The organism is Streptomyces harbinensis (genome assembly GCF_900116145.1).
Lineage (GTDB): Bacteria > Actinomycetota > Actinomycetes > Streptomycetales > Streptomycetaceae > Streptomyces > Streptomyces carpaticus.
Genome location: NZ_FPAB01000001.1, coordinates 897946 through 916669, shown reverse-complemented (window position 1 = coordinate 916669; position 18724 = coordinate 897946). Strand labels below are relative to the sequence as shown.

At 72.7% G+C, this 18724-nt stretch carries 15 protein-coding genes; 12 read left to right on the top strand and 3 right to left on the bottom strand.

Translation table 11 applies throughout. From position 1 onward, the window contains the following. Positions 1 to 155 precede the first annotated feature (155 nt). Entirely contained in the window at positions 156 to 923 is a 768-nt protein-coding gene (locus BM385_RS04080; protein ID WP_093842194.1) for a thioesterase II family protein, read from the top strand. Between the two features lie 57 nt (positions 924 to 980). Here BM385_RS04080 and BM385_RS04075 read toward each other — a convergent pair whose 3' ends face one another. Further along, positions 981 to 1994: a glycoside hydrolase family protein gene (locus BM385_RS04075; RefSeq protein ID WP_019435106.1), complete on the bottom strand. Its 1014-nt coding sequence runs from the start codon at positions 1992 to 1994 to the stop codon at positions 981 to 983. A gap of 356 nt (positions 1995 to 2350) precedes the next feature. Here BM385_RS04075 and BM385_RS04070 point away from each other — a divergent pair, with 356 nt between their 5' ends. From BM385_RS04070 to panD, 6 genes are all read left to right on the top strand, one after another. After that, positions 2351 to 3382, top strand: a complete 1032-nt coding sequence (locus BM385_RS04070; protein ID WP_093842193.1) for a LacI family DNA-binding transcriptional regulator — start codon at positions 2351 to 2353, stop codon at positions 3380 to 3382. A gap of 72 nt (positions 3383 to 3454) precedes the next feature. Then, positions 3455 to 5059, top strand: coding sequence for an FAD-dependent oxidoreductase (locus tag BM385_RS04065; protein WP_247481261.1), 1605 nt, complete (start codon positions 3455 to 3457; stop codon positions 5057 to 5059). A gap of 89 nt (positions 5060 to 5148) precedes the next feature. Further along, positions 5149 to 6420, top strand: a complete 1272-nt coding sequence (locus tag BM385_RS04060) for an ABC transporter substrate-binding protein (protein ID WP_093842192.1) — start codon at positions 5149 to 5151, stop codon at positions 6418 to 6420. Further along, positions 6417 to 7325 carry a carbohydrate ABC transporter permease gene (locus BM385_RS04055; protein WP_019435110.1) on the top strand — a complete coding sequence of 303 codons (909 nt, stop codon included), beginning with the start codon at positions 6417 to 6419 and terminating at the stop codon, positions 7323 to 7325. The genes BM385_RS04060 and BM385_RS04055 overlap by 4 nt, the downstream gene beginning before the upstream one ends. Positions 7326 to 7467: 142 nt before the next feature. Beyond that, positions 7468 to 8220 carry a carbohydrate ABC transporter permease gene (locus BM385_RS04050; protein WP_237751353.1) on the top strand — a complete coding sequence of 251 codons (753 nt, stop codon included), beginning with the start codon at positions 7468 to 7470 and terminating at the stop codon, positions 8218 to 8220. Positions 8221 to 8476: 256 nt separating this feature from the next. Continuing rightward, complete coding sequence (gene panD, locus BM385_RS04045; protein WP_026047661.1) at positions 8477 to 8899, top strand: aspartate 1-decarboxylase; 423 nt, start codon at positions 8477 to 8479, stop codon at positions 8897 to 8899. 85 nt (positions 8900 to 8984) lie between these two features. On the opposite strand, the gene BM385_RS04040 is transcribed toward panD, so the two are convergent. Beyond that, complete coding sequence (locus BM385_RS04040) at positions 8985 to 10175, bottom strand: trypsin-like serine peptidase (RefSeq protein WP_093842191.1); 1191 nt, start codon at positions 10173 to 10175, stop codon at positions 8985 to 8987. Between the two features lie 299 nt (positions 10176 to 10474). On the opposite strand from BM385_RS04040, the gene BM385_RS04035 reads away from it, so the two are divergent. The 4 genes from BM385_RS04035 to BM385_RS04020 all read left to right on the top strand — a co-directional run bounded on the left by BM385_RS04035 (position 10475) and on the right by BM385_RS04020 (position 16894). Further along, positions 10475 to 12421 (top strand): IucA/IucC family protein, encoded by a 1947-nt coding sequence (locus BM385_RS04035; protein WP_093842190.1) that lies wholly within the window; start codon positions 10475 to 10477, stop codon positions 12419 to 12421. Between the two features lie 8 nt (positions 12422 to 12429). Beyond that, positions 12430 to 13050: a GNAT family N-acetyltransferase gene (locus BM385_RS04030; RefSeq protein ID WP_093842189.1), complete on the top strand. Its 621-nt coding sequence runs from the start codon at positions 12430 to 12432 to the stop codon at positions 13048 to 13050. Positions 13051 to 13154: 104 nt separating this feature from the next. After that, a complete protein-coding gene (locus tag BM385_RS04025) occupies positions 13155 to 14846 on the top strand; it encodes an IucA/IucC family protein (RefSeq protein WP_175542916.1) in 1692 nt (563 codons plus the stop codon). A gap of 50 nt (positions 14847 to 14896) precedes the next feature. Beyond that, complete coding sequence (locus tag BM385_RS04020; RefSeq protein ID WP_093842187.1) at positions 14897 to 16894, top strand: ATP-dependent DNA helicase; 1998 nt, start codon at positions 14897 to 14899, stop codon at positions 16892 to 16894. Positions 16895 to 16934: 40 nt separating this feature from the next. Here BM385_RS04020 and lexA read toward each other — a convergent pair whose 3' ends face one another. Beyond that, a complete protein-coding gene (gene lexA / locus BM385_RS04015) occupies positions 16935 to 17705 on the bottom strand; it encodes a transcriptional repressor LexA (RefSeq protein WP_019435118.1) in 771 nt (256 codons plus the stop codon). Positions 17706 to 18150: 445 nt separating this feature from the next. Between lexA and nrdR the strand changes: the two genes are divergently transcribed. After that, positions 18151 to 18663: a transcriptional regulator NrdR gene (gene nrdR, locus BM385_RS04010; protein WP_093842186.1), complete on the top strand. Its 513-nt coding sequence runs from the start codon at positions 18151 to 18153 to the stop codon at positions 18661 to 18663. Positions 18664 to 18724 lie beyond the last annotated feature (61 nt).

Below are 18724 nucleotides of genomic sequence, written 5' to 3'. Positions count from 1 at the left end.
CCGGGGGAGCCCTGCGGTGTTTCCCGCGTTTCCGCGTTTGCCCAACCCCTGGGCGTCCGGCGGGTGATGATGGAGATCCACACCGCCGGGCCGGGCCGGGCCCGCGCCGATCCCGGGCGGTCGCCGTCCAGCGAACAGGAGTGAGAAGACCCGTCATGGCACCGACCCACCACCGCGCTGACCTGTGGATACGACATGTCGGACCGCCGCCGGCCGACCCCGCCGCCCGGCTGCTGTGCTTCCCGCACGCCGGCGGCGCGGCGACCGCCTACTTCCCGCTGGCGGCGGAGCTGGGGGACGCCGTCGAACTGCTCGCCGTGCAGTACCCGGGCCGGCAGGACCGCTACGGGGAGCCCGCCATCGACACCGTCGAAGGGCTCGCGGACCGGATCCGGCCCCAGCTGGCGGCGTGGAGCGACCGCCCGCTGGTGCTCTTCGGCCACAGCATGGGCGCCGTCGTCGCCTACGAGGTGCTGCGGTGGATGACCTCCGCACCCGGCGCGGGGCCCATCGGACTCATCGTCTCCGGCCGCCGGGCCCCGGGCGTCGCCTGGCCCGACGCGGTGCACCGGGGCGGCGACGACGCGCTGATCGCCGAGCTGCGCGCGCTGAGCGGTACCTCCTCCGTGGTGCTGGACGACCCGGAGATGCGGGAGATGATCCTTCCGGCGCTGCGGGCCGACTACCACGCGATCGAGACCTACCGGCACCGGCCGGGACCCGAACTCACGGTCCCGGTCACCGCGCTGGTCGGCGCGGAGGACCCCAAAGCCCCGGTGGCGGACGTGAAGGGCTGGGAACAGCACACCTCGGGCGCCTTCGAGCTGCGGACCTTCCCCGGTGGGCACTTCTACCTCAACGACCGCTGGCCGGCGGTGGCCGGTGCGATCCGCACCGCGCTGACGGCCTTCGGGGCCGTGTAACCGCTGCCCGGGCCCGGGGTGCCACCGGCCGGGGCGCGGCCGGCGGCACCCGGCGGGTCAGTTCGCGCGGGCCAGGGCGATGTTCGTGGAGCCGCGCTGCCCGGCCTCGTAGAACATGTGCAGCCGCCCGTCCACCTCGACGAAGGACGGCGCGGCGGCCCGCCCGTTGTCCGGGGCGCCGGACCGGGAGTCGTACAGCACGCCGAGATGGTCCTCGCGGTCGAACCCGGTGCCGACCCGGGCGACATGGATGTTCCCGGCGCCGGAGTGGTACACCACGTGCCCGCCGCCGTTGCGCGACCAGTAGTGCGCCCCGGAGAGCTGGCCGCCCTCGCCCGCCCGCGGTGAGATCAGCGGGTCCGGCTTGACCTGCCAGCCGGAGGTCAGCGCATGGGACCAGCCGATGTAGATCTTGCGGGTGCCGCCGTGGTTGCCCATGAAGAGCATGATGTACATGCCCGCCTTCGTGGGGTGCGGGAAGACCCGGGCATAGGACGTCTCGCTGACGCCCGGCAGCATATAGGTGCCCACCACCCGGTTGTGGTACTGGAAGGTGCGCCCGTCGGACGAACTCGCCACCCGGGTCGTGTGGTTCTCGCCGTGGAAGAACAGATAGATCTTCCGGTCGGCCGGATTGTAGAAGGCGTCCGGGCTGGAGACGTGCGAGACGTCGAAACTCGCCCAGGTGCGCGGGATGACCGGGTTGTTCGGGTACTCCCGCCAGGGGCCGGTGATGGTGTCGGCGTAGGCCAGGCAGATCCCGCCGGGGTTGTCGTGCGGGGCGTAGTACATGTACCAGCGGCCCAGCGGGTTGGCGATCCGCCCGGCGACGTGGCGGACGGAGGGGAAGATCAGCTCGTTGGTCGGGTTGTAGCGCAGCCGGCTTTTGTCGAACACCTGGCCGTAGTAGCTGAAGGTGGGGAAGCCGGGCACCGCGGCGTGGGCGGCCGGGGCCCCGGCGAGGGAGAGCGCTCCGCCGGCCGCGGTCGCGGTGCCGAGCGCCGCGGCGCCGCGCAGCAGCCGGCGGCGGCTCAGGGCGGTGGTGGGGGAGGGATGCGCGTCGTCCGTCATGGCGACTCCAGAGTGGGACTGAATGCTGACAGAAAGTGATGGCGCCGGGTCGTGCGGCAGCGGGCCGCCCGGGGTGGGGAGGGCGGCCCGCCGCGCGGCGGTGGCGTGGCCGGACACTGGTGGTGCTCGGTGCTCCGCTGCGGGGAGCCGATGGCAGCCCAGCTTCGGGGCGGCGCGGGGCAGCGTCAAGTGCTAATACGAATTAGCACCTTGACGGCCCTCGGCCGGGAATGCAGCATGGCGGAACGCAACGCCCACTAATACGTATTAGCCGATGAGAGATCGGCTCGATCGGGCGTGCGTGCCGGGCGAAGGGCCGCGGATGGGCCCGCGAGAAACGTCGAGAGGACAGGGCCGTGACGGGACACCGCCGCCGGGTCACCCAGCAGGACATCGCCCGGATCAGCGGCGTCAGCCAGACCACGGTCTCCCTGGTGCTGAACAACCGGCTCGACGCCGGGACCCGCATCGCCCCGGAGACCAGGGAACGCGTGCTGGAGGCCATCGCCGAGACCGGCTACGTGGCCGACCCGGTGGCCCGGCGCATGGTCGCCCGGCGCAACCGGATCATCGGCGTCTTCACCTACGAGGCGGTCTTCCCCAGCGGCACCCGGGACTTCTACCAGCCCTTCCTGGCCGGCATCGAGGAGAGCGCCGAACGGCTCGGCTGCGACCTGCTGTTGCTGACCAGCGCCCCGGTCGTGGCGGGACGACGGCGCATCTTCGACGATGGCAACCGCTTCCGGCTCGCCGACGGCTGCATCCTGCTCGGCCGGGAGACCGACGCGGGCGAACTGGCCCGGCTGGTGGCGGAGGACTATCCCTTCGTCTCGGTCGGCCGCCGCGACGACGCCGGCGGACCGGTGCCGTACGTGGGCGCCGACTACCCCGGCGCGGTCGCCGCTCTGGTGGCCGGGGCCCGGGAGCTGGGGCACCGCCGGCTGGCCTATCTGGGCAGCGGCAGCCGCGCCGAGTCGCGCGCCGACCGGCGGGACGGGTTCACCGCCGCGCTCGCCCGGACCGGCGCCACGGGGACGGTGCTGGCCGGCGAGACCCAGGAGCTGATCGCCCGGCTGCCGGAGCTGCTGGCGGACGGGGTGACGGCCCTGTTCGTCGAGGAACCCGCCGACTGCCAGCCGCTCGCCGACCGGCTGGCCGCACTCGGTCACCCCGTACCGGCCGGAATCTCCGTCGTGGCGCTGGGCGACCCGACCCGGCCGGCCACCGCCGACATCGACTTCACCGGCTTCCGCATCCCCCGCCGGGAGATGGGGCGGCAGGCCGTGGAGGTGCTCAGCGCCCTCCTGGCGGAGGAGAGCACCACCGCGCAGCGCCTGCTGGCCTGCGACGGCCACCGGGGCGCCAGCCTCGCGCCGCCACCCGGCTGACCCGCACCCGTCGCCACCGCGAACCCCGAACCCCGCACCCGCTCGTAAGTTCCACCCGATGAGAGGCGCACCATGACGGAACTGGACACCGACCTCGTGATCGTCGGCGGCGGCCTCGGCGGCGTCGCCGCCGCCCTCGCCGCGCTGCGCGCCGGCCGGCGGGTCATCCTGTCCGAGGAGTACGACTGGCTCGGCGGCCAGCTCACCAGTCAGGCGGTGCCGCCGGACGAGCACTCCTGGGTCGAGCAGTTCGGCGTCACCGCCTCCTACCGCGAACTGCGCGACGGCATCCGCGCCTACTACCGCCGCAACTACCCGCTGACGCCGCGCGCCCGGGCCCGCCGGGACCTCAACCCGGGGGCCGGGCACGTCAGCCGGCTCTGCCACGAACCCCGGGTCGCGGTCGCCGTCATCGAGGAGATGCTCGCCCCCCACCGCGGCAGCGGCCGGCTCCGGGTGCTCCAGCCCTACCGGCCGGTCGGCGCGGAGACCGACGGCGACCGGGTGAGCGCCGTCCGGCTCGCCCACCGGGACAGCGGCGAGGAGATCACCGTCACCGGCCGGTACGTCATCGACGCCACCGAGAGCGGCGAACTGCTGCCGCTGACCGGCACCGAGTACGTCACCGGCTTCGAGTCGCGGGAGGTCACCGGTGAGCCCAGCGCCCCGGCCGAGGCCCAGCCGATGAACATGCAGGCGGTCTCGGTCTGCTTCGCCGTCGACCACGTGGACGGCGACCACACCATCGACCGGCCCGCCGACTACGGGTTCTGGCGGGAGTTCCGCACCGACTTCTGGGGCGGCAACCTGCTCGGCTGGACCACGCCCAACCCCCGCACCCTCGAAACCGGAACCCGCAGCTTCACCCCCAACCCGGACGACGACCCGGACGCGGTCGTCGCCGACCAGCGGCTGTCCGGCGGCGACTCCAACCTCTGGACCTTCCGCCGTATCGCCGCCCGCCGCAACTTCGTACCCGGCGCCTACGCCAGCGACATCTGCCTGGTCAACTGGCCGATGATCGACTACTTCCTGGCCCCGGTCATCGACGTCCCCGACGCGGCACACCATCTGGCCGCCGCCCGCGGGCTGTCGTACAGCGTCCTTTACTGGCTGCAGACCGAGGCACCGCGCCCCGACGGCGGCACCGGCTTCCCCGGACTGCGGCTGCGCGGCGACATCACCGGCTCGGCCGACGGCCTGGCCCAGGCGCCGTACTACCGCGAGTCGCGGCGGATCGCCGCCGAGTACACCGTCGTGGAACAGGACCTGTCGGTGGCGGTGCGCGGCGACCGGGGCGCCGTCCCGTACGAGGACACCGTCGGCGTCGGCATGTACCGCATCGATCTGCACCCCTCGACCGGCGGCGACAACTACATCGACGTCGCCGCCAGCCCGTTCCGTATCCCCCTCGGCGCCCTCATCCCGGTCCGTATGGAGAACCTGCTGCCGGCCGGGAAGAACATCGGCACCACCCACATCACCAACGGCTGCTACCGCCTGCACCCGGTCGAATGGAACATCGGTGAGGCCGCCGGAACCCTGGCCGCCCACTGCCTCCAGCAGTCCACCACCCCCCGCGCCGTCCGCAACGACCCGCGGCAGCTCGCCTCCTTCCAGGACCGGCTGACCGCCCAGGGCGTCGAACTGCGCTGGCCCGACATCGCGGGTTACTGACCGGCGCCGACACCGCCCCACCCCGAGCGCCGGCCCCCGACCTCACGAACCCCCGGCACCACTCAAGGAGATGCGCAATGAGGCCATCCATGAGCACACCCCTGGCAGCCGCCACCCTGGCCGGTCTGCTCACCCTCACCGCCTGCGGCGGCTCCGGCAGCGGCGGTGACCCGGACGGGCCGGTGTCGCTGCGGGTCGCCGTGTGGACCGCCAACGACGCCCATCTGGCGCTGTTCGACGAGATCGCCGACGCCTACATCGCCGAGCACCCCCGGGTCGAGAAGATCACCTTCGACCCGCTGCCGTTCGACGGCTACACCACCGCGCTGACCACCCAGATCGCCGGCGGCAACGCCCCCGACCTGGCGTGGATCTTCGAGAGCTCGGCCCCCGACTTCGTCTCCTCCGGGGCGCTGGTGCCGCTGGACGAGGTGCTGACGGAGACCGAGGGGTACGCGTTCGACGATCTGCTGCCCGCCACCACCGAACTGTGGAGCGAGGACGGCCGGCTCTTCGCCTATCCGTTCTCCACCTCGCCGTTCGCGGTCTTCGCCAACCTCGATCTGCTCGCCGAGGCCGGGGTCCCCACCCCGGCGGAGATGCGCGGCGCGGGGGAGTGGACCTGGGAGGAGGTGATCTCCGCCGCGTCCACCGTGGCCGGGGAGACCGGCGCCTCGGGCATGGTGATCCGCGACTTCGACTACACCGGCTGGGACTACCTCGCCACCCTGTGGACCGGCTGGGACGCCCGCGCCTGGGACGAGTCCTCCGTGTGCGGCTTCGACCGGCCCGAGATGGTCGAGGCGATGGGCTTCCTGCACGAGGCGGTCTTCGAGCACGGCGCGCTGCCCGGCCCCGGCACCAGCGCCGACTTCTTCGCCGGGGAGGCCGCCTACACCGTCACCCAGATATCCCGCGCCTCGCTGCTCGAAGAGGCCGGTTTCGCCTGGGACCTGCTGCCGCTGCCCGCCGGACCGGCCGGTGAGTACGCGGTGATCGGGCAGGCCGGCCTCGGCGTGCTGCGGGTCGGCGACCACCCGGACATCGCCGCCGACTTCCTGGCGCACTTCACCGCCCCGGAGAACTCCGCCGAACTCGCCCAGTACTTCCCGCCGCCGCGCGCCTCCCAGCTGACCGCCGAGACGCTGGCGAGCAGCAACCCGCTGCTGACCGAGGAGCAGTTGCGGGAGACCGTCGTGGCCGGCACCGTCAGTGGCGTGGTCAAGCCCAGCCACCTGGGGCAGGAGCAGATCGCGCAGACCGTGCGCGCCCAGCTCGACGCGCTGTGGCGGCCGGACGCGGACGTGCCCGCGGTGCTCGGGGACGTGTGCGGGGCCGTACAGCCCCTGCTGGACCGATGAGTTCCCCGCGCGGCGGCCACCGGTTCTGGACCGGGCGGCGCCGCGAGGTGCTCGCCGGGTACCTCTTCGTCGCGCCGCAGCTCATCGGCAGCCTGGTGTTCGTCCTGCTGCCGCTGGGCCTGGTGTTCTGGTACAGCCTGCACGAGTGGAACGTCCTGGCCGGCACCTTCGAGTTCACCGGCCTTGACAACTACGACGCACTGCTGAACGATCCCGCGCTGCCGGGCGTGCTGGCGGCCACCGGGGTGTTCTCCGTCGGTCTGGTGGTGTTCAACCTGTCGCTGGCGCTCTGGCTGGCGCTGATGCTCAACCGGCGGCTGGCCGGCACCACGTTCTTCCGGACGGTGTTCTTCTCGCCGGTGGTCGTGTCGCTGGTGGCCTGGACGATCGTGTGGCGGTTCCTGCTCCAGGAGAACGGCGGCGTCAACGGCCTGCTCGACCTGGTGGGCATGACCGGGCCCAACTGGCTGCGCGGCGAGGGCACCGCCATGCTGTCGGTGATCGTGGTGCAGGTGTTCAAGAACGTCGGCCTGAACATGGTGCTCTTCCTCGCCGCGCTCCAGGGCGTCCCCCGGGAGCTGTACGAGGCCGCGACGGTGGACGGCGCGGGGCGGTGGCGGCGCTTCCGCAGCATCACGGTGCCGATGATCAGCCCGACGATCCTGCTCACCTCCATCATCACCGTCGTCGGCTCGCTCCAGGTGTTCGCGCAGATCGATGTGCTGACCAGCGGCGGGCCCGGGACGTCGACCACGGTGCTCGTCTACTACCTCTACCAGCAGGCGTTCCAGTTCCACCACTTCGGATACGGGGCGACGCTGTCGGTGCTGCTGTTCGCGATCGTCTTCGTCCTGACGTTCGTGCAGTGGCAGTTGCGCAAGAAGTGGGTGTTCCATGAGCAGTGAGGTCGCGACCCGCCGCCCCCGCAACCCCCGCGGTACGCCGGCCGGTGGCCGCCGGCCGCGCGGCGACTCGGCGCGGGGCAGGCTCGCCGTCTACGGGGTGCTGGCGCTGTTGTCCGTCCCCTTCCTCTTCCCGACCTGGTGGATGGTGACGTCCTCCCTGAAGCCGGCAGGCGAGATCTTCGCCTTCCCGCCGTCGCTGCTGCCGGACAGTCCCCGGCTGGACGCCTACCAGCGGGTCTTCGAGGTCCAGCCGTTCGCCGCGCAGTACCTCAACTCGATGTACATCGCGCTGGTGGTCACCCTCGGGACGCTCGCGGTCTCCTCCCTGGCCGGGTACGCCTTCGCGCGCATCCGCTTCCCCGGGCAGAACGCGCTGTTCCTGGTGGTGCTGGTGGGCCTGCTGATCCCCAGCGAGGTGACGATCGTCCCGTTGTTCCAGATGTTCAACGAGTGGGGCATGATCGACACCCACTGGCCGCTGATCCTGGTGCCGATCCTCGGGGCGCCGAGCGTGCTGGCCACCTTGATCATGCGGCAGTTCTTCATCGCCATCCCGCACGAACTGGAGGAGGCGGGCCGCCTGGACGGGCTCGGCCGGTTCGCGCTGTACTGGCGGATCGCCATGCCGCTGGCCCGGCCGGCGCTCGGGGCGGTGGCCATCTTCACCTTCCTGCACAGCTGGAATCTCTATCTGGAGCCGATCGTCTTCCTCTCCACGCCGGAGAATTTCACCCTGCCGCAGGCCCTCACCCACTTCGTGGACGCCTACGGCGGCCCGATGTGGGACGTGCAGCTGGCGGCGGCCTCGATGACGGCGCTGCCGGTGCTGGTGTTCTTCATCGCCATGCAGCGCCAGTTCGTCGAGGGCCTCGCCCACACCGGCCTGAAGGGCTGACACCGAAGCCACCCCCTCCCCGTACCGCCGCCGGACCCGCACCCCTGGCCCGGCGGCGGTACCCGGCACTCACCCCGGGGCCGCGGCGCCGCCGGGGGCCACTGCGTAGGCTGGGATGCCGTCGTCCCGGCGACACCGTGCCCGCCCCCGCGGATTCCGGGGACCGCCGCCCGGTCGCACGACGCGTTGTAGAGTGGCAAAACAGCCCTTGACCTGCGATTGCGCAGGCAGGGAGCCGAGGCACAGGAGTGGCTTCATGTTGCGAACGATGTTCAAGTCCAAGATCCACCGCGCCACGGTGACCCAGGCCGACCTGCACTACGTGGGATCGGTGACGGTGGACGCCGAGCTGATGGAGGCGGCCGATCTGCTCGCCGGTGAGCTGGTGCACATCGTGGACATCACCAACGGCAGCCGGCTGGAGACCTATGTGATCGAGGGCGAGCGCGGCTCCGGGGTCATCGGCATCAACGGGGCGGCGGCGCATCTGGTGCAGCCGGGCGATCTGGTCATCCTCATCTCGTACGCGCAGGTGGACGACGCGGAGGCGCGCGCGCTGCGGCCCCGGGTGGTGCACGTGGACGCGGAGAACCGGGTGGTGGCGCTGGGCGCCGACCCCTCGGAGCCGGTGCCGGGCGGTGCCGCGGTCCGCGGTCCGCTGGCCGTGCCGCGCGGCTGACCGGACCGCGGGCGGAACGAGAATGGGCCGGGCCCGTACCCCTCGGTGTGAGGGGTACGGGCCCGGCCCGTGCGCGCGGAGCGGATCAGCGCTGGCCGCTGCTGACGTGGTCGAGCACCGCCTGCGCGTCGTCCTCGAGACGCGGGCCCGCCAGCCAGGTGCTCTCCATCGGGCCGATGGAGTTCACCGAGATCAGCCGGGGCTCGTTGTCCGCGTCCCAGCGGATCCAGGGGCCGCCGGAGGAGCCGCCGGTCATGGTGCAGCCGGCCCAGTACATCCCGGGCATCGCGCTGTCCAGGGACAGCCGGGAGGGGGTGTCGGAGCAGTTGTACATGAGGTTGCCGTCGTAGGGATCGGCGGCCGGGAAGCCGTAGAGGGTGACGTCGCCGAGGCCGGAGACGGCCGGGGCGTCGAAGTCGATCTCCACGGCGTTGCCGACGGTCTCCTCCAGGGACTGCGAGGAGCCGTCCTCGTTCTCGACCTCCAGGATGGCGAAGTCGCCGTGCGCGCCGCCGCCGCCCATGGCCGTGCCGTTGTCGATCCAGTACTGGGTGGTGGAGACGTAGTTGGCCCAGTAGATGCCGTAGGGGGCCATCTCCTCGAACGGGGCGTTGTACGGGTCGGGCGCGCCGTTGTTGTTGAAGGCCGGAACGAAGGCGATGTTCCGGAACCAGCCGCCCTCGGTGCCGGCGTGCACGCAGTGGCCGGCGGTGGCGACGAGGTTGGACTGGCCGGGCTTGGCCGGGTCCTTCACGACCGTGCCGGAGCACACCATGGAGCCCTCGGGGGTGTCGAAGAACACCTTGCCGATCGGGGCCGCGTTGTCGGTGTAGGGGAAGGGCACCTGCTGGGCGTCGACCGGCAGCGGCTCGACGTCGGTGATGCCCCGGTCGGCCTGCGGGTCCTCGCTCTCCGGCGGGTTGACGTCCTCCTCGATCTCCGTCTCGTCGATCGCCTGGTCGGGGTCCTGGGCCTCCTCCATGCGGTCGGAGTCCCACAGGCCCTCGATGATCGGGTTGATGAACTCACCGATGTCGCGCATCCACTTGTCGGTGTCCCAGTCTTCCCAGCCGCCGTTGATCCAGGCTTCGACGTCGACGTCGAAGGGCAGGTTGTCCAGCAGGTCCTGCATCTGGCCGCCGTCGCTGGGCTTGGCGTCGGTGCTGGGCTCGTCGTCGCCGTTGCAGGCGCTGACGGTGAGCGCGAGCGCGGCCGCCATGGCCGTGGCGGCCAGAGCGGTACGGCGGCGTCCGAGCCGCCCGCGTATCGAAGACATGGGTGAACTCCCCCGGAGTTGTGCCTGAGTGCGGCTTGTCATGTGCCCCGCCATGGTGCGGGAGCGTTCTCACACTATGCCGGTGCACCCGTAGACGGCGGTCACGGGGTCCCCGGTTCCGGCCACCGTGCGGCGGCGTTGCGTGGTGCTTCGTGCAAAGGATCTTGATACAGGCCGTGATCCCCCGGCGGTTGTGTCGTTACTCCTTATGCGGCGGGATGCCGCAGACATGACAGACCCCCCATGGCCGAAGGAGGGAGGCGCGGCGGCTCACTCCGGCCCGCGCGCGCCGTACCCCGATGACCGCACGCCCCCGCCCGGAGCCCAGCCCGGCCCGTGAGCGTCAGCCGGTGCGCCGGCGGCTGGCCCGGCTCGTCGAGCCGGCGATCCCGGGACACCGCCGCCCCGCCGCCTCCGAGAACGGGCCCGGCACCGCCGGCCTCCCGCCGGCCGCCGCCACCGGCGACCCGCTGGAGCAGCCCGATCCCGAACTGGCCGCCGACGCGGCGGGCATCGAGAACCTGCTGCGCTGCTGGGTGCGCGAAACCGGCCTGGAACGCCCCGCCGACCACGAACTGCGGGTGCCGCTGGCCGCCTCCGGCACCGCCCTGCGGGTACCGGTGCGCTACTGGTCGCCCACCGGCTGGCACCGGTTCGGCCTCCCCGCACTCGACGGCGCCCCGCACGACGCGCCGCCGCTCGACGCCGCCGCCCTCGCCGCGCTGCTGGCCAGGGAAGGAACGGCCGGACCGCGGGAGGCGCGCGGGGTACGCGAAGCGGTCGCCCTGGTCGGACGGGTCGCCGACTCCGTCCAGCGCACCGCCGTCTTCCTCGCCGACCGCCGCTGCGCCCCCGGGCCCGCCGACCACCGCGACGCCTTCCTCGAAGCCGAACAGGCCCTGCTCCTGGGCCATCCGCTGCACCCCACGCCCAAGAGCCGCGAGGGACTGGCCGGCGCGGATGCCCGCCGGTTCTCCCCGGAACTGCGCGGCTCCTTCCCACTGCACTGGCTCGCCGTCGACCGGGCGCTGCTGGCCACCGACTCCGCCTGGCACGACGGCGACGGCACTCTCGTCCCCGCCACCGAACTGGCCGTCCGGCTGGCCGACGCCCCGCTGCCGCTGCCCCGGGACACCGCCCCGCTGCCGCTGCACCCCTGGCAGGCCCGCGACATCCTCCAGCGCCCGGCCGTCGCCGGGCTCCTGGCCGCCGGCGCCCTGCACGACCTGGGCGAACACGGCGCACCCTGGTACCCGACCTCCTCGGTGCGCACCGTCCACCGGCCCGGCGCCCCCTTCATGCTCAAGCTCTCGCTCGGACTGAGCATCACCAACTCCCGCCGCGAGAACCTCCGCAAGGAACTGCACCGGGGCGTCGAAGTGCACCGGCTGCTGGGCACCGGCCTCGGCGCGCAGTGGCGCGCGGCCTTCCCCGACGGCCCCGGCTTCGACATCGTCCGCGACCCCGCCTACCTCGCCGTGGACGACCCCTCCGGCACCCCGGTCCCCGGCCTGGACACCCTGCTGCGGCACAACCCCTTCACCCCCGGGGACGATCCGGTGTGCCTGGCCGGCCTCACCGCACCGCGCCCCTGGCCGGGCATCGCCCCCGGCCGGCTGCGCTCCCGGCTCGCCGACGCCGTCAACGCCCTCGCCGAACGCACCGGCCGCGGCGTCCCCTCGATCTCCGCCGAGTGGTTCCTGCGTTACCTCCAGACCGTGGTGCGCCCCATCCTGTGGCTGGACGCCGAGGCCGGCGTGGCGCTGGAGGCCCACCAGCAGAACACGCTGGTGCTCCTGGACGCCGACGGCTGGCCGGTGGGCGGCCGGTACCGCGACAATCAGGGCTACTACTTCCGTGAGTCGGCCCGGGACGCCCTCGACCGGCGACTGCCCGGCATCGGCGAGCGCTCCGACACCTTCGTCGGCGACGAGGTGACCGACGAACGGTTCGCGTACTACCTCGGCATCAACAACGTGCTCGGCCTGATCGGCGCCTTCGGCTCCCAGCGGCTGGCGGACGAAGCGCTCCTGCTGGCCGCCTTCCGCCGCTTCCTCGGCGGCCTGGCCACCTCCGGTGACCCCGGACGTCCGGTCTCCCGGCTCGCCGCGCACCTCCTGGACAGCGCCACCCTGCGGTGCAAGGGCAATCTGCTCACCCGGCTGCGGGGCCTGGACGAACTGGTGGGACCGGTGGACGGCCAGTCCGTCTACGTCACGGTCCCCAACCCCCTCACCACCTGCTAGGAGGCGCCGTGTCCATCCGCGAACCCGGCTGCGAGGACACCCTCGAACTGGAGCTGCCGCGCCCCGCCGCGTACCCCGCGCCGGTCGGTGCGGTCGGCGCGTGGGGGCCGGCCGCCACCGCGGGTGGGCGGTTCCGGCTGCTCCCGGTGGAGCCGCGGCGCGATCTGGCGTTGCTGGCCGGCTGGATGAACGACCCGGTGGTGGACCGCTGGTGGTCGCTCGCCGGCCCGCAGGAGCGCACCGCAGCGCACCTCGGCGCCCAGCTCGCCGGGGACGGCCGCAGCGTGCCGTGCCTTGGCCTGCTGGACGGCCGGCCGATGAGCTACTGGGAGGTCTACCGCGCCGACCTCGACCCGCTCGCCCGGTACTACCCCGCGGCGCCGCACGACATCGGGCTCCACCTGCTGATCGGCACCGCCCGGGACCGGAGCCGCGGCCTCGGCGCCGAATTGCTGCGCGCGGTGTCCGCCCTGGTGCTGCGGCACCACCCGCGCTGCGCGCGGATCGTCGCCGAACCCGATGTCCGCAACGCGGCCTCCGTCGCGGCCTTCCGGGCGGCCGGCTTCCGCAAGGCCGCCGAGGCCGAACTGCCGGACAAGCGCGCCGCGATCATGCTCCGGGACCGCTGAACGCCGAGCGCGGATCCCGACCGTCCCCCGTCCCCGACCGAGGAGTCCCCTTGCCCATATCCGAAGCGGCCTGGAACGACGCCGCGCGACACCTGCTCGCCAAAATGCTCGCCGAGTTCGCCTACGAGGGGGTCATCACCCCGGATCCCGACCACGAGCACGGCCCGCACGCCTACCGGCTGCCGGTCGCCCCCGATACCGTCTACCGCTTCCGGGCCGCCCGGGGCGCCTACGGCCACTGGCGGGTGGACCCCGCGTCGCTGCCCGCCGGCGCCGACCCGCTCTCCTTCGTCGCCGAGGGCCACAGCACCGTCCTCGGGATCAACGGCGACACGCTCGGCCATCTGCTGCGCGAACTCACCGCCACCCTCGCCGCCGACGTGGTGCTCGCCGAGAACGCCCGCACCGCCGCCGAACTCGCCGACCTCGACTACGGGGCCCTGGAGGGCCACCAGACCGGCCACCCCTGGCTGGTCGCCAACAAGGGCCGGGTCGGCTTCTCCGCCGCCGACGCCGCCCAGTGGGCCCCCGAGGCCCGCAGCCCGCGCGCCCTGCCGTGGCTCGCGGTCCACCGGGACCTCGCCCGCTACCGCGGAGTCCCGGAACTGGCCGACCCCGGCACGCTGTACGCCGAGGAACTGTCCGCACCGGTACGCCGCGCCTTCGCCGAGACCGTCGCCGGCGCCGGCCGGGAGCCCGCCGACTATCTGTGGCTCCCCGTCCACCCCTGGCAGTGGGACGAGACCATCGCCCCGCTGTACGCCCCGCAACTCGCCGCCGGCCAGCTCATCGAACTGCCGAGCGACGGCGAACTCCGGCTGCCGCAGCAGTCCATCAGAACCTTCCTCAACGTCAGCCGGCCCACCGGCCGCAGCGTCAAACTGCCGCTGTCCATCCTCAACACCCTGGTGTTCCGCGGCCTCCCCACCGAGCGTACGCTGGCCGCGCCCGCCGTCACCGGCTGGATCCATGCGCTGCGCGACGCCGACCCGTACCTCGCCGAGACCCGGGTCATCCTGCTCGGCGAGACCGCCTCGGTGACCGTCGCCCACCCGCTGTACGACCGGCTGCCGCAGGTGCCGTACCAGTTCCGGGAACTGCTCGGCTGCATCTGGCGCGAGCCGATCGGACCCCAGCTGGCGGCGGGGGAGCGGGCCCGGACACTGGCGGCCCTGCTCCAGCGCGGCCGGGACGGCCGGGCCCTGACGGCGGAGCTGGTACGCCGCTCCGGGCTGGCCGCCGACGACTGGCTGCGGCGGCTCTTCGGCGCCCTGCTGCCGCCGCTGCTGCACTTCCTCTACCGGTACGGCACGGTCTTCTCGCCGCACGGGGAGAACGCGATCGTGGTCTTCGACGAGCGGGAGGTACCGGTACGGCTCGCGGTGAAGGACTTCGTGGACGACGTGAACCTCAGCGCCGATCCGCTGCCGGAGTTCGCCGGCATCCCCGAGGAGGTGCGCGCGGTCCTGCTCACCGAGCCGCCGCACTTCCTGCCGCAGTTCATCCACTCCGGGCTGTTCGTCGGGGTCTTCCGGTACCTGGCACCGCTGTGCGCGGAACAGCTCGGTGTGCCGGAGGACGACTTCTGGTCACTCGTACGGGCGGAGATTCTCCGGTACCAGCGGCGCTTCCCCGAGCTGAAGAACCGTTTCGACGCCTTCGATCTGCTGGCCCCGCGCATCCAGCGGCTGTGCCTGAACCGCAACCGGCTGCATCTGGACGGTTACCGGGACCGTTCCGAGCGTCCGCACGCCGCGATCGAGGGCACCGTGGCCAATCCGCTGCACGCCGGCTGAGGCCGAGGTCCGACGGCGGTGTCAGTGGCGCCGCGTATGGTGTCTGGCCTATGACTGTCACATCCGGGGGGCCGGCCCTCACCGACCTGCTGCACGCTGCCGTGACCGCCGTCGGCGGCAGCGAGCGGCCCGGCCAAGTCGCGATGGCGCAGGCCGTCGCGGAAGCGATCGAAGGCGGCACGCATCTGCTGGCGCAGGCGGGCACCGGCACCGGGAAGTCCCTGGGCTACCTGGTGCCCGCGCTCGCCGGCGGCGACCGGGTCGTCGTGGCCACCGCCACGCTCGCCCTCCAGCGGCAGCTGGTGGAGCGGGACCTGCCGCGCACCGTGGAGGCGCTGCGCCCGCTGCTGCGCCGCCGCCCGGAGTTCGCCACCCTCAAGGGGCGGGCCAACTATCTGTGCCTGCACCGGCTGCACGAGGGCGTGCCGCAGGAGGAGGACCAGGGCCTGTTCGACCCCTTCGAGGCGGCCGAGCGCTCCGGCGGCGCCAGCAGCAAGCTGGGCAAGGATCTGCTGCGCCTGCGGGACTGGGCGGACGAGTCGGAGACCGGCGACCGGGACGAGCTGACACCGGGCGTGTCGGACCGGGCCTGGTCGCAGGTCTCGGTCTCCTCGCGGGAGTGCCTGGGGGCGAGCAAATGCGCCTACGGTGCGGAGTGCTTCGCCGAGGCCGCCCGGGAGCGGGCCAAGGTCGCCGATGTCATCGTCACCAACCACGCGCTGCTGGCGATCGACGCGATCGAGGGCGCCCCGGTCCTGCCGGGCCACGAGGTACTGATCGTGGACGAGGCGCACGAGCTGGTGTCCCGGGTCACCGGGGTGGCCACCGGCGAGCTGAACCCGGGCAGTGTCGGCCGGGCGGTGCGCCGGGCCGCCAAGATCGTGGACGAGAAGGCGGCGGACGAGATGCTCACCGCGTCCGAGACCTTCGAACGGCTGATGGACGTGGCCGAGCCCGGGCGGCTGACCGAGCTGCCCGAGGACCTGGGGTACGCCCTGGTGGCGCTGCGGGATGCCGCCCGGACGGTGATCACGGCGCTCGGCGCCACCCGGGACGCCGCGCTGAGCGACGAGGACGCGGTGCGCAAGCAGGCGCTCGCCTCGGTGGAGCATGTCCACGAGGTGGCCGAACGCCTGGTGGAGTCCTCGGAGTTCGATGTCATCTGGTGCGAACGGCACGAGCGGTACGGTGCCTCGCTGCGGGTCGCTCCGCTGTCGGTGTCGGGGCTGCTGCGGGAGAAGCTGTTCACCGAACGGTCGGTGGTGCTGACCTCGGCCACGCTCAAGCTGGGCGGGGACTTCAACGGGGTGGGTGCCTCGCTGGGGCTCGCGCCCGAGGGGGCGCACGGCGAGGAGTTCCCGGAGTGGAAGGGCCTGGATGTGGGCTCGCCCTTCGACTATCCCAAGCAGGGCATCCTCTATGTGGCCAAGCATCTGGCGACCCCGGGCCGGGAGGGCGGCCGGGCGGACATGCTGGAGGAGCTGGCCGAGCTGATCGAGGCGGCGGGCGGGCGCACCCTGGGGCTCTTCTCCTCGATGCGGGCGGCGCAGGCCGCCGCCGAAGAGCTGCGCGGCCGGCTGGAGATGCCGATCCTGCTGCAGGGCGAGGAGACGCTGGGCGAGCTGATCCGGGCGTTCGCCGAGGACGAGCCGACCTGTCTGTTCGGCACGCTCTCCCTGTGGCAGGGCGTCGATGTGCCGGGCCCCAGCTGCCAGTTGGTGGTGATGGACCGCATTCCGTTCCCCCGGCCCGACGATCCGCTGCTGAGCGCGCGGCAGAAGGCGGTGGAGGAGGCGGGCGGCAATGGGTTCATGGCGGTGGCCGCGACCCATGCGGCGTTGCTGATGGCGCAGGGCGCGGGCCGGCTGGTGCGGGCGACGGGGGACCGCGGTGTGGTGGCGGTCCTCGATCCCCGGCTGGCCAAGGCCCGCTACGGAAGCTTCCTGCGGGCCTCGATGCCCGACTTCTGGACGACCACGGACCGGAATCAGGTCCGGCGCTCTCTCGCGGCGATCGACGCGGCAGCGCGGAACGCTGCCGCGTCCTGACGGCACCGGGGAGGGAGGGAAGGGTGCGGCGCGGGCTTGCTCAGACGCGCCGCATGACGGCGACGACCTTGCCGAGGATGGTCGCCTCGTCGCCGGCGATGGGCTGGTAGGCGGGGTTGTGCGGCAGCAGCCAGACCTGGCCGTCCTCCCGCCGGAAGCGCTTGACGGTGGCCTCGCCGTCCAGCATGGCGGCCACGATGTCGCCGTTCTCCGCGACCGGCTGGCGGCGGACGGTGACCCAGTCGCCGTCGCAGATGGCCGCCTCGATCATGGAGTCGCCGACGACCTTCAGGACGAACAGCTCGCCGTCGCCGACGAGCTGGCGGGGGAGCGGGAAGACGTCCTCGACCGACTCCTCGGCGAGGATCGGGCCACCGGCGGCGATCCGGCCGACCAGCGGCACATAGGAGGCGGCCGGCTTGCCCGCGGTGTCGGCGGGGGGCGGGGTGGGCGTCTCGGCGCCCCGTACCTCGTAGGCGCGCGGCCGGTGCGGGTCGCGGCGCAGGAAGCCCTTGCGCTCCAGCGCCATCAGCTGGTGCGCCACGGAGGAGGTGCTGGAGAGCCCCACGGCCTGGCCGATCTCCCGCATGGACGGCGGGTAGCCGCGCCGCTGCACTGAGTCACGGATCACCTCGATCACCCGCCGCTGGCGGTCGGTGAGCCCCGAACTGTCGGCCCGGATGCCCGGCGGGCGCCCCGGCAGCGACCGTGCGGCGCCGTTGTCCGGGCGCAGGGCCGCACCGTGCGGTGCGGAGAGCCGGTCCTGGCGGCGCTCGGCGGCGGTGATGGCGTCGTCTGCTGCGGTGGTCATGTCGGCCCCTTCGTGGTGGTACTCCCTAGTCAGACAACGGTAGTTGCTATCGAAAGGTTGCGCCAAACACACGTTCGAGTGAAATATCGCTGATCAGCTGACGTGCTCGGCCGCCGGGGTGTATGCGACGGCAACCGGTCACAGGCTGATGCGATAGCCTCCCATGCGCGCGTGGGCCGCGCACCGCCGCCCACCCCCGTCCGCCCGCGTCCGCCGTCCGACACGCGGCCCGGGGGTCCTCGCGCCCCAACCCTAGATCTAGTGGTTTGATAAGCGACGACATCCCACAAGTTGTGGTCCCCCGTCATCACCGGCGATGAGGATCGCCTATGCTGGGGAGTGCTCAGGGGGTACGCCAGTGGCCCCCGTGAGGGCTGATGAGCCGTGTCGGAGAGCAGCTGGCGAGCACGCTGCGTCATCGCGGCCGGAGGAAGGGAGAGGCGGCATGCACTGCCCCTTCTGCAGGCACCCCGACAGCCGGGTCGTCGACAGCCGCACCGCGGACGACGGCGCGCTGATCCGCCGGCGCCGCCAGTGCCCGAGCTGCTCGCGGCGCTTCACCACGGTGGAGACCGCCTCGCTCATGGTCATCAAACGCAGCGGCGTCACCGAGCCCTTCAGCCGCACCAAGGTCATCGCCGGGGTGCGCAAGGCGTGCCAGGGCCGTCCCGTCACCGAGGACGCCCTGGCCCTGCTCGGCCAGCGCGTGGAGGAGGCCGTCCGGGCCACCGGCAGCGCCGAACTCTCCACGCACGACGTCGGTCTCGCCATACTCGGCCCGCTCCGCGAGCTGGACCTGGTGGCCTACCTGCGCTTCGCGTCCGTCTACCGGGCGTTCGACTCGCTGGAGGACTTCGAGGCCGCCATCGCGGAGCTGCGCGGACCGGAGGACGAGCCCGGCGCCGGGAGCGGCCCGGGCCCCCACACCGAGGTCACGGTGCCGCCCGCCGCCGGCTGAGCGGCACCCGCGGCGTGACCCCACGGACCGGCCGGAGCGCACTGCCGCGCCCGGCCAGAAG

Coding starts and splice junctions, on each gene's coding strand:
- BM385_RS04065 (WP_247481261.1), top strand. CDS start 3,455: ATGACGGAACTGGACACCGACCTCGTGATCGTCGGCGGCGGCCTCGGC.
- BM385_RS04020 (WP_093842187.1), top strand. CDS start 14,897: ATGACTGTCACATCCGGGGGGCCGGCCCTCACCGACCTGCTGCACGCT.
- BM385_RS04025 (WP_175542916.1), top strand. CDS start 13,155: ATGCTCGCCGAGTTCGCCTACGAGGGGGTCATCACCCCGGATCCCGAC.
- lexA (WP_019435118.1), bottom strand. CDS start 17,705: ATGACCACCGCAGCAGACGACGCCATCACCGCCGCCGAGCGCCGCCAG.
- nrdR (WP_093842186.1), top strand. CDS start 18,151: ATGCACTGCCCCTTCTGCAGGCACCCCGACAGCCGGGTCGTCGACAGC.
- panD (WP_026047661.1), top strand. CDS start 8,477: ATGTTGCGAACGATGTTCAAGTCCAAGATCCACCGCGCCACGGTGACC.
- BM385_RS04080 (WP_093842194.1), top strand. CDS start 156: ATGGCACCGACCCACCACCGCGCTGACCTGTGGATACGACATGTCGGA.
- BM385_RS04055 (WP_019435110.1), top strand. CDS start 6,417: ATGAGTTCCCCGCGCGGCGGCCACCGGTTCTGGACCGGGCGGCGCCGC.
- BM385_RS04040 (WP_093842191.1), bottom strand. CDS start 10,175: ATGTCTTCGATACGCGGGCGGCTCGGACGCCGCCGTACCGCTCTGGCC.
- BM385_RS04050 (WP_237751353.1), top strand. CDS start 7,468: ATGGTGACGTCCTCCCTGAAGCCGGCAGGCGAGATCTTCGCCTTCCCG.
- BM385_RS04035 (WP_093842190.1), top strand. CDS start 10,475: ATGACCGCACGCCCCCGCCCGGAGCCCAGCCCGGCCCGTGAGCGTCAG.
- BM385_RS04060 (WP_093842192.1), top strand. CDS start 5,149: ATGAGCACACCCCTGGCAGCCGCCACCCTGGCCGGTCTGCTCACCCTC.
- BM385_RS04075 (WP_019435106.1), bottom strand. CDS start 1,994: ATGACGGACGACGCGCATCCCTCCCCCACCACCGCCCTGAGCCGCCGC.